The organism is Streptomyces sp. NPDC000880 (assembly GCF_053599675.1).
Genome location: NZ_JBSFMS010000029.1, coordinates 55,013 through 63,850, shown reverse-complemented (window position 1 = coordinate 63,850; position 8,838 = coordinate 55,013). Strand labels below are relative to the sequence as shown.

At 70.1% G+C, this 8,838-nt stretch carries 9 protein-coding genes; 1 reads left to right on the top strand and 8 read right to left on the bottom strand.

Annotation, left to right across the window (positions count from 1 at the left end; translation table 11 throughout):
• Positions 1–191 precede the first annotated feature (191 nt).
• From groL to ACWDO5_RS12940, 4 genes are all read right to left on the bottom strand, one after another.
• Positions 192–1,817, bottom strand: a complete 1,626-nt coding sequence (groL, locus tag ACWDO5_RS12955; RefSeq protein WP_450530335.1) for a chaperonin GroEL — start codon at positions 1,815–1,817, stop codon at positions 192–194.
• Between the two features lie 129 nt (positions 1,818–1,946).
• Entirely contained in the window at positions 1,947–2,255 is a 309-nt protein-coding gene (gene groES / locus ACWDO5_RS12950) for a co-chaperone GroES (RefSeq protein WP_003948573.1), read from the bottom strand.
• Between the two features lie 263 nt (positions 2,256–2,518).
• A complete protein-coding gene (locus tag ACWDO5_RS12945) occupies positions 2,519–3,160 on the bottom strand; it encodes a polysaccharide deacetylase family protein (RefSeq protein WP_450530334.1) in 642 nt (213 codons plus the stop codon).
• Entirely contained in the window at positions 3,157–4,080 is a 924-nt protein-coding gene (locus ACWDO5_RS12940) for a polysaccharide deacetylase family protein (RefSeq protein WP_450530333.1), read from the bottom strand. Before ACWDO5_RS12940 ends, ACWDO5_RS12945 begins: the two co-directional genes overlap by 4 nt.
• An 82-nt stretch (positions 4,081–4,162) precedes the next feature.
• Here ACWDO5_RS12940 and ACWDO5_RS12935 point away from each other — a divergent pair, with 82 nt between their 5' ends.
• Positions 4,163–5,350, top strand: a complete 1,188-nt coding sequence (locus tag ACWDO5_RS12935) for a THUMP-like domain-containing protein (RefSeq protein ID WP_450530337.1) — start codon at positions 4,163–4,165, stop codon at positions 5,348–5,350.
• A gap of 318 nt (positions 5,351–5,668) precedes the next feature.
• Here the strand turns inward: ACWDO5_RS12935 and ACWDO5_RS12930 are convergent, their stop codons facing one another.
• The 4 genes from ACWDO5_RS12930 to tsaD all read right to left on the bottom strand — a co-directional run bounded on the left by ACWDO5_RS12930 (position 5,669) and on the right by tsaD (position 8,835).
• Positions 5,669–6,907 (bottom strand): RNA polymerase sigma factor, encoded by a 1,239-nt coding sequence (locus ACWDO5_RS12930; RefSeq protein WP_450530332.1) that lies wholly within the window; start codon positions 6,905–6,907, stop codon positions 5,669–5,671.
• 42 nt (positions 6,908–6,949) lie between these two features.
• On the bottom strand, positions 6,950–7,306 hold the full coding sequence (locus ACWDO5_RS12925) for a YciI family protein (protein ID WP_450530331.1): 357 nt from the start codon (positions 7,304–7,306) through the stop codon (positions 6,950–6,952).
• A 171-nt stretch (positions 7,307–7,477) separates the two neighbouring features.
• Entirely contained in the window at positions 7,478–7,741 is a 264-nt protein-coding gene (locus tag ACWDO5_RS12920) for a hypothetical protein (protein WP_450530330.1), read from the bottom strand.
• The gene (tsaD, locus tag ACWDO5_RS12915; RefSeq protein ID WP_450530329.1) at positions 7,738–8,835 is read right to left on the bottom strand and encodes a tRNA (adenosine(37)-N6)-threonylcarbamoyltransferase complex transferase subunit TsaD; all 1,098 of its coding nucleotides are present in this window, start codon (positions 8,833–8,835) and stop codon (positions 7,738–7,740) included. Before tsaD ends, ACWDO5_RS12920 begins: the two co-directional genes overlap by 4 nt.
• Between the last annotated feature and the right edge of the window lie 3 nt (positions 8,836–8,838).

Sequence of the window (8,838 nt, the reverse complement as noted above, 5' to 3'; positions counted from 1 at the left end):
GGAGGGGGCCCTCTCAGGCAGCCGAGTCGCCGGCTGCCGGGCTCGCGACTGCTTATATCTGCGGAAGCGGCCCTTGGAGGGAGACGATGGGGGAGTCACAGCGCGCCCGGACAAACACCGAAGGCCCCCGTTCCCGCCGATCGGCGGGAACGGGGGCCTTCAAACGGGGACCTTTCACACGTCGTGCGACGTCAGTGGCTGTGACCGTGGCCGTGGCCCGCCGCCTCGGGCTCCTCCTCGGCCGGCTTCTCGACGACCAGGGTCTCGGTCGTGAGCAGCAGCGAGGCGATGGACGCGGCGTTCTCCAGCGCGGAGCGCGTGACCTTGACCGGGTCGATGACGCCGGCCTTCACCAGGTCGCCGTACTCGCCGGTCGCGGCGTTGAAGCCCTGGCCCGCCTCCAAGTCCGCCACCTTGGAGGTGATGACGTAGCCCTCGAGGCCGGCGTTCTCGGCGATCCAGCGCAGCGGCTCCACGACGGCGCGGCGGACGACCGCGACACCGGTGGCCTCGTCGCCCTCCTTGCCGAGGTTGCCCTCGAGGACCTTGGCGGCGTGGACGAGCGCGGAGCCACCACCGGAGACGATGCCCTCCTCGACCGCGGCGCGGGTCGCGGAGATGGCGTCCTCCAGACGGTGCTTCTTCTCCTTCAGCTCCACCTCGGTGGCGGCGCCGACCTTGATCACGCACACGCCGCCGGCCAGCTTCGCGAGGCGCTCCTGGAGCTTCTCGCGGTCCCAGTCGGAGTCCGTGGACTCGATCTCGGCCTTGATCTGGTTGATACGGCCGACGACGTCCTCGTGGTTGCCGCCACCGTCAACGATGACGGTGTCGTCCTTGGAGACGGTGACGCGGCGGGCGGTGCCCAGCACGTCCAGACCGGCCTGGTCGAGCTTGAGGCCGACCTCCTCGGCGATGACCGTGGCACCCGTGAGGGCGGCAATGTCGCCGAGCATCGCCTTGCGGCGGTCGCCGAAGCCGGGGGCCTTGACGGCCACCGCGTTGAAGGTGCCGCGGATCTTGTTCACGACCAGGGTCGACAGGGCCTCGCCCTCGACGTCCTCGGCGATGATCAGCAGCGGCTTGGAGCCACCCGCCTGGATGATCTTCTCCAGCAGCGGCAGCAGGTCCTGGATGGAGGCGATCTTGCCCTGGTGGATCAGGATGTACGGGTCGTCGAGGACGGCCTCCATACGCTCCTGGTCGGTCACCATGTACGGGGACAGGTAGCCCTTGTCGAAGGCCATGCCCTCGGTGAAGTCGAGCTCCAGGCCGAAGGCGTTGGACTCCTCGACGGTGATGACACCGTCCTTGCCGACCTTGTCCATCGCCTCGGCGATGAGCTGGCCGACCTGCTGGTCCTGCGCGGAGAGCGCGGCGACGGCGGCGATGTCGGTCTTGTCCTCGATCGGACGGGCGGTCGCGAGGAGCTCCTCGGACACGGCCTTGACCGCGGCGTCGATGCCCTTCTTCAGGGCGGCCGGGGACGCGCCGGCCGCGACGTTGCGCAGGCCCTCGCGGACCAGCGCCTGGGCCAGCACGGTGGCGGTGGTGGTGCCGTCACCCGCGATGTCGTTGGTCTTGGTCGCCACCTCCTTCACCAGCTGGGCGCCGAGGTTCTCGTACGGGTCGTCGAGCTCGACCTCACGGGCGATCGTGACACCGTCGTTGGTAATGGTTGGGGCGCCGAACTTCTTGTCGATGACGACGTTGCGGCCGCGGGGGCCGATCGTCACCTTGACCGTGTCGGCAAGCTTGTTGACGCCGCGCTCGAGGGCGCGACGGGCGTCCTCGTCGAACTTCAGGATCTTCGCCATGGGAGCTTCTCTGTCCTCTCAAACGAACCGCGCCCCTGACCGCCCGGCTACATCAGTGCGGGGGCCAGGGGCGCAGATCAAACAACTTCGGGTGCGGAGTCCTCTGGGGGTGCCCCCCAGACCCCCGACCTACTTCTCGATGATCGCGAGTACGTCGCGAGCCGAGAGGACGAGGTACTCCTCGCCGTTGTACTTGACTTCGGTGCCGCCGTACTTGCTGTACAGCACGACGTCGCCGGTCTTGACGTCGAGCGGCAGACGCTCGCCGTTCTCGAAGCGACCCGGGCCCACGGCGAGGACGACGCCCTCCTGGGGCTTCTCCTTCGCGGTGTCCGGGATGACCAGGCCAGAGGCCGTGGTCTGCTCGGCGTCGAGCGGCTGGACCACAATGCGGTCCTCGAGCGGCTTGATGGCAACCTTGGAGCTGGCGGTCGTCACGATCCGACCTCCCCCTTCGGAGATCTCACGGGGTTAACTGTCTGAGGTGGCGACCAGGTGGATCCGTCGTCGCGGGTGCCGGACCTGCCCGTCGCTGTGTTGGCACTCTCCAGTGGGGAGTGCCAGACCTGAGACTATGACTGCGATTAGCACTCGGTCAAGCGGAGTGCCAATCAACGGCGCGCGCCGCTCTGATCCCGGTACGGAGAACGTCGCCCCCGACCCATTGGTTCCGCAGGCCCACGCCCCCGCGACACCAGCGTTCAGACATAGTCCTCAAGGCGCGCCACCGCGTATCCCTGCTCCTGGATACGGCGCAGCAACCATGCCACCGTTCGTGCATCCGCCCGCACGATCTCACCGGGCCGCAACTGTCCGCCCTCCGCGTACTCCCGCCCCAGGACCACCGCGCGCACCCCGCAGTCGGCCGCCGCCCGCAGCGTGTCCTCGTTGTACGCGCCGTGCGGCGGGCGGAAGAGGCGGACCTCATGGTGTCCGCAGATCTCGGCGCGCTGTCCCTCGTACGAGAGCGTGCGCAGGTCCGGATGCCCGGCCGTGCGGAACACGCTGACCGGCAGCTTCAGCTCGCCCGCCATCCGTACGAACTGCGGATCGCGCGCCGCGCGCTCGTCGAAGGTGAGGAAGACGACCCTGTCGCGGGTGGGCACCCGGTCCACCACGGACGGCGCCGAGAGCCGGCGTGCGGGCGGCTTCGGCGCGGCGGCCAGCGGCCGGGCCAGCCCCCACCGCCGGTGGGCGGCGCCCGGCGTGCCCGCGCCCGGCGTGACCTGCTGCGCGGCCTTGCGCCCGAGCCGCTCGATCGGGTCCACCGACTGTGCGCACCCCGCGGCGAGAAGCGCACCGGCCGCCAGCAGTCCGGTCAGCAGCCGATGCGCCTGCGTCATACGTAGTCCTCCAGCTTTGCCACGGCGTAGCCCCTGTCCGTGACCGTCTTCATGACCCGCCGGATCATGTCGGGCATGCTGCCCTTCCAGTCCGCGGGGCCTCGGAAGTGGGTGAGGATGATGTCGCCGGGGTGCAGATCCTGGTCCCACTCCCGCCACTCCATGTGATCGGGAAACGCCTCGGCGGCCCACAGGGGCACGGCTTTCACCCCGCACGACTGGGCGGCGAGCAGGGTCTTCTTGTTGTAGTTGCCGTACGGCGGACGGAAGAGCGCAGGCCGTTTGCCGTACCGCTCCTCGAGCTTGGTCTGCTGGTCGCAGATCTCCCGCTTCTGCTCGTCGTACGAAAGGCCGGGCATATAGCGGTGGTTGAGGGTGTGGTTGTGCAGCGAGACGCCACGGTCCTGCATCTGCCTGAAGTAGCCGTAGTTGTCGCTGATCACGTAGTCGCTGAGGAAGGCGCTGTACGGGATCTGGAGCTCGCTCATCATCTTGAGCAGGGCGGGGTCCTTCTCCGCACCGTCGTCGATCGTCAGGAAGACGATCTTCTCCTTGACCGGCACGGTCGTGAAGACGGGTGGCAAGGACTCGCCGTCCTCGACCTCGAAGCCCTTGCGGGTGGTGATCTTCGGTTTGGCGGCGGGGGGCTGGGGCGCGGCGAGCGGGGTCTTGGCCAGGCCCCACTTCTTGGCGGCGACGGCCCGTTGGGCCTGGGTGCGCTTGGCCTTCTCCACGTACGCGGAGAGCGCGCCGGCCGCGCCGCGCTCCTGCTTCGCCTGCCCCTGGGCGGGTTTCGCGCCGCCGGAAGGTTTCGAGGACTGGGCCGCACAGGCGGAGCCGAGGACGGCGACGAGGAGCACGGTCAGGACTTTACGACTCCGTCGCGCACACTTTTTCTCATTTTGTCGTAATAGCTGCATGCCGCTGGATCCTGTCAGCACGGATCCGTACAGCCCGGCCGACACCGCCACCGCGGGCGCACCATCCCCCGCCTGGCCCACAATGGGCCGGGTGAACGACCTGGATCCCCTCGCCTCCTTCGCCGCGCTGCTCACCGAGGAAGGGCGGGCACTGCTGGACTCCCTGGACGCCTACGACCCGGCGAAGGAGTTGGCCACGGCCACCCGGCTGCGCCGCGAGCACCCGGCCGCCCTGGTGTCGGCGGCGCTGGGGCAGGCGCGGCTGCGGCAGCGGGCGGTCGCGAAGTTCGGGGCCGAGGACGCGCGGCGGATGTTCTTCACGCCGAACGGCGTCGAGCAGGCGACCCGCCGCTCCGTCGCCTCGTACCGCGCCGAGCGCTTCGCCGGTCTCGGCGTACGCGGCGTGGCGGACCTGTGCAGCGGGATCGGCGGCGACGCGATCGCCCTCGCCCGGGCCGGGGTGCGGGTGCTCGCGGTGGACCGGGACCCGCTGACGGCCGAGGTCGCACGTGCGAACGCCGACGCACTGGGACTGGCGGAGCTGATCGAGGTCCGCTGCGCGGATGTCACGGAGGTCGACACGGCCGCGTACGACGCCGTGTTCGTGGACCCGGCCCGGCGGGGCGGCCGGGGCCGCATTTTCGACCCAGAGGCGTACTCCCCGCCCCTGTCCTGGGCGATCGGAGCGGCCCGCACCCGCCCGCACGCCGCGCTCAAGATCGCGCCCGGCATCCCGCACGAGGCCGTCCCCGAGGACGCCGAGGCGGAGTGGATCTCGGACGGCGGCGACGTGAAGGAGGCGGTGCTCTGGTTCGGCACGCGCCCAGGCACGATCGGTGCGACGCTGCTGCCGGGCCCGCGCTCGCTCACCGGCATTGGCCTGCCCGACCCGGCGGTGCGCAAGGTGGGCCGCTTCCTGTACGAGCCCGACGGCGCGGTCATCCGAGCGCATCTGGTCGCCGAGGTCGCCGAGCAGCTGGACGGCGGACTGATCGACGAGACGATCGCGTACATTACGGCGAACGAGCTGCGGGCGACGCCGTACGCGACGGCGTACGAGATCACCGATGAACTCCCCTTCAGTCTGAAGAGGTTGAAGGCGCTGCTGCGGGAGCGCGGGGTTGGCGTACTGACGGTGAAGAAGCGCGGCTCGGCGGTGGAGCCGGAGGAGCTGCGCCGCAAGGTGAAGCCGCAGGGGCCGAACGCGGCGACAGTGTTCCTGACGAGGGTGGCGGGGGCGCCGACGATGCTGATCGGGCGACCGGTGTAAGCCGGGTCACACCGCCCTTCTCGTTTGCAACTGCCGCACTGTCGATACCCGTTGCCGGCGCGTGTCCGGCGGATCACGACGCGGCACCGGCGACTCAGCGGTGCGCGCCGCCCACCGCGACCGTCGGCGCGCCGACCAGCAGCCGCAGAGCCCACCGGTAGTGGCTCACGCCCTTCGCGACACCGATCAGACCGGTCAGCCAGAGGATGAAGCCCGGCCCGTCATCAAAGGGACGTCTGCCAGGGAGAACCCGACCGGCTCCGGGAGCTCGACTATGAGGACCGCGCCTGCTTGAGATGTTCGGTCATGTACTTCGGGCTAGGACTCGGACTCGGCGCGTGAGGCCCTTTCCAGCAGCAACTCCTTCTCCCGTGCGTTACGGGTCAGGGACGCCGCCCGTTCGAACTCCGCCCGCGCTTCAGTCCGTCGGCCCAGCCGTGCCAGCAGATCCCCGCGCACGCTCGGCAGCAAGTGGTACTCCTTCAGCGCGGGCTCCTCCGCCAGCGCGTCCGCCAACTCCAGGCCCGCCGCCGGGCCTTCGGCCATCGAGACCGCGACCGCCCGGTTCAGCTCCACGACCGGGGACTCAGTGAGCGCCGCGAGCTGCCCGTACAGCGTCGCGATCGCCGCCCAGTCCGTGTCCTCGTACGTCACCGCCCGCGCATGGCAGGCGGCGATCGCGGCCTGGAGCGCGTACGGTCCGTTGCCCGCCCGCTGCAGCGCCGCGAAACCGCGCCGGATCAGGAGCTGGTTCCAGCGGGTCCGGTTCTGGTCGGCGAGCAGCACCGGCTCTCCCTCGGGTCCGGTCCTGGCGGCCGTGCGCGATGCCTGGATCTCCATCAGCGCGACCAGGCCGTGGACTTCGGGCTCCTTGGGCATCAGGCCCGCCAGCACGCGGCCGAGCCGCAGCGCGTCCTCGCACAGCGCCGGGCGCTGCCAGTCGTCGCCGGCGGTCGCGGAGTAGCCCTCGTTGAAGACGAGGTAGATGACTTCCAGCACCGACGAGAGGCGTTCGGCGCGCTCGGAGCCGTACGGCACCTCGAAGGGAACGCCCGCCTTGGCGAGCGCGCGTTTCGCGCGGACGATGCGCTGCGCGACGGTCGGCTCCGCGGCCAGGAAGGCACGCGCGATCTCCTCCGTCGTAAGACCGCCCAGCAGCCGCAGTGTGAGCGCGATCCGCGCCTCGGTGGAGAGCACCGGATGGCAGGCGGTGAAGATCAGCCGCAGCAGGTCGTCGTCGATGTCGTCACCGGAAGCCGGGTCCGGCGGCTCCGGCGGCGGTACGTCCTCCAGCGCGCGCCCGACCTCCGCCAGCTTGCGTGCGTACGTCTCGCGACGGCGTACGAGATCGATCGCGCGGTGCTTGGCGGTGGCCATGAGCCAGGCGCCCGGCTTCTCCGGGACACCTGACTGCGGCCACTGCTCCAGCGCGGCGACCAGAGCGTCCTGCGCGAGCTCCTCGGCGATGCCCACGTCCCTCACGATGGGGGTGACACCGGCGATGATCCGCGCCGACTCGATCCTGAATACCGCTTCCACCGCGCTCGCTGCCGTCACGGGCACTCATCAGAGCACTCCCGCAGTCCGGCGGCAAACGTTTCATCCCTCGGCGATCTCGCGGATCTCGGAGGTGACGTTCCAGTGGTCCTCGTGGACCTGCAGGAAGCGCTTGGTCCATTCGAGGACCTCGGCCTTGTCCTTGGCCTGGATGATGGCGTAGCCGCCGACGACCTCCTTGCTCTCGGTGAAGGGACCGTCGGTGACGGTCAGCTTTCCGCCGGACCAGGTGACGCGGGTGCCCTGCGAGGTCGGGGTGAGCCCGTTGGTGTCGAGCAGGACTCCGGCTTTGGTCATCTCCTCGATCAGCTTGCCCATCCGCTCCATGAGCTCGGGGCTCGGGCCCTCGGCGGGCATCTCGCTCTCGTTGACGCGGACCATGGTCAGGTAGCGCGGCATGGTGACTCCTCGGGTCTTCAGAGCGGGCCGTTCCCCGCCTCTCACCCATGCGTCGAACGGGAGACGGCCGGATCGACATCCGCCGGCAGATTCTTCGGAGAATTCTTCTGAGAGATTCCCGGAGCGGCCACTGGACTGCTCACGACGGCTCAGAACGGGCTCAGGAGGGGCTCAGGAGGGCAGGGTCTCCAGCGATTCGAAGCGCCAGCGGTGCACCGCCCGTGTGATCAACTCGGCGTCCGGCTCGGGGATTTCGGGCAGCTCGGCGTCGTAGAGGGCATCCCACCAGGTGATCACCAGCACCCGGTCCCCAGGCGCCCGGAACGTCTCGCGGCGCACCGGCTCACGCGCCAGTTCCTGGGCCCGCGCCCATTCGAGCAGCTCCGCGCCCCTGCCCTGCACCGCCCGGGCCTCCCACATCAGCGCCACCGTCATGAGTAGAGGTTGTCCTTGCTGATCTCGTGCACGTGATCGTGATCGTGGGCCTGTCCCGGGACATGGGGATCCGTCACCGGAAGCGACGAGTCCGCGGACAGCTCCCAGTCGGAGGCCGGCCTTCCCCGCGCCACCATCTCCGCCCCGAGCGCCGCCACCATCGCGCCATTGTCCGTGCACAGCCCCGGCCGCGGCACCCGCAGCCGGATCCCCGCCCGCTCGCAGCGGTCCCGGGCCAGCGCCCGCAGCCGCGAGTTGGCGGCCACGCCGCCGCCGATCATCAGGTGGTCGACGCCCTGGTCCTGGCAGGCGCGCACCGCCTTGCGGGTCAGCACATCGACGACCGCCTCCTGGAAGGACGCCGCCACATCCCGTACGGGCACCTCCTCGCCCGCCGCCCGCCTGGCCTCGATCCAGCGGGCCACCGAGGTCTTGAGCCCCGAGAAGGAGAAGTCGTACACCGGGTCGCGCGGACCGGTGAGGCCGCGCGGGAACGCGATCGCCGCCGGATCGCCCTCCTTCGCCAGCCGGTCGATCACCGGACCACCCGGGAACCCCAGGTCAAGGACCCGCGCGATCTTGTCGAAGGCCTCGCCCGCCGCATCGTCGATCGTGGCGCCCATCGGCCGTACGTCGGATGTGATGTCGGGCGCGAGCAGCAGGGACGAGTGGCCACCGCTCACCAGCAGCGCCATCGTCGGCTCGGGCAGCGGTCCGTGCTCCAGCTGGTCGACGCAGATGTGCGAGGCCAGGTGGTTCACCCCGTACAGCGGCTTGTTCAGCGCGTATGCGTACGCCTTCGCCGCCGAGACCCCGACCAGCAGCGCGCCCGCCAGGCCCGGCCCCGCCGTCACCGCGATGCCGTCCAGGTCGCGCGGCGAGACGCCCGCGTCCTTCAGGGCGCGCTCGATGGTCGGAACCATCGCCTCCAGATGCGCGCGTGACGCGATCTCGGGCACCACACCGCCGAACCGGGCGTGTGTGTCCACGCTGGACGCGACGGCGTCCGCGAGCAGGGTCGTACCGCGGACGACGCCGACGCCGGTCTCGTCGCAGGAGGTCTCGATGCCCAGTACGAGCGGTTCGTCAGCCATCAG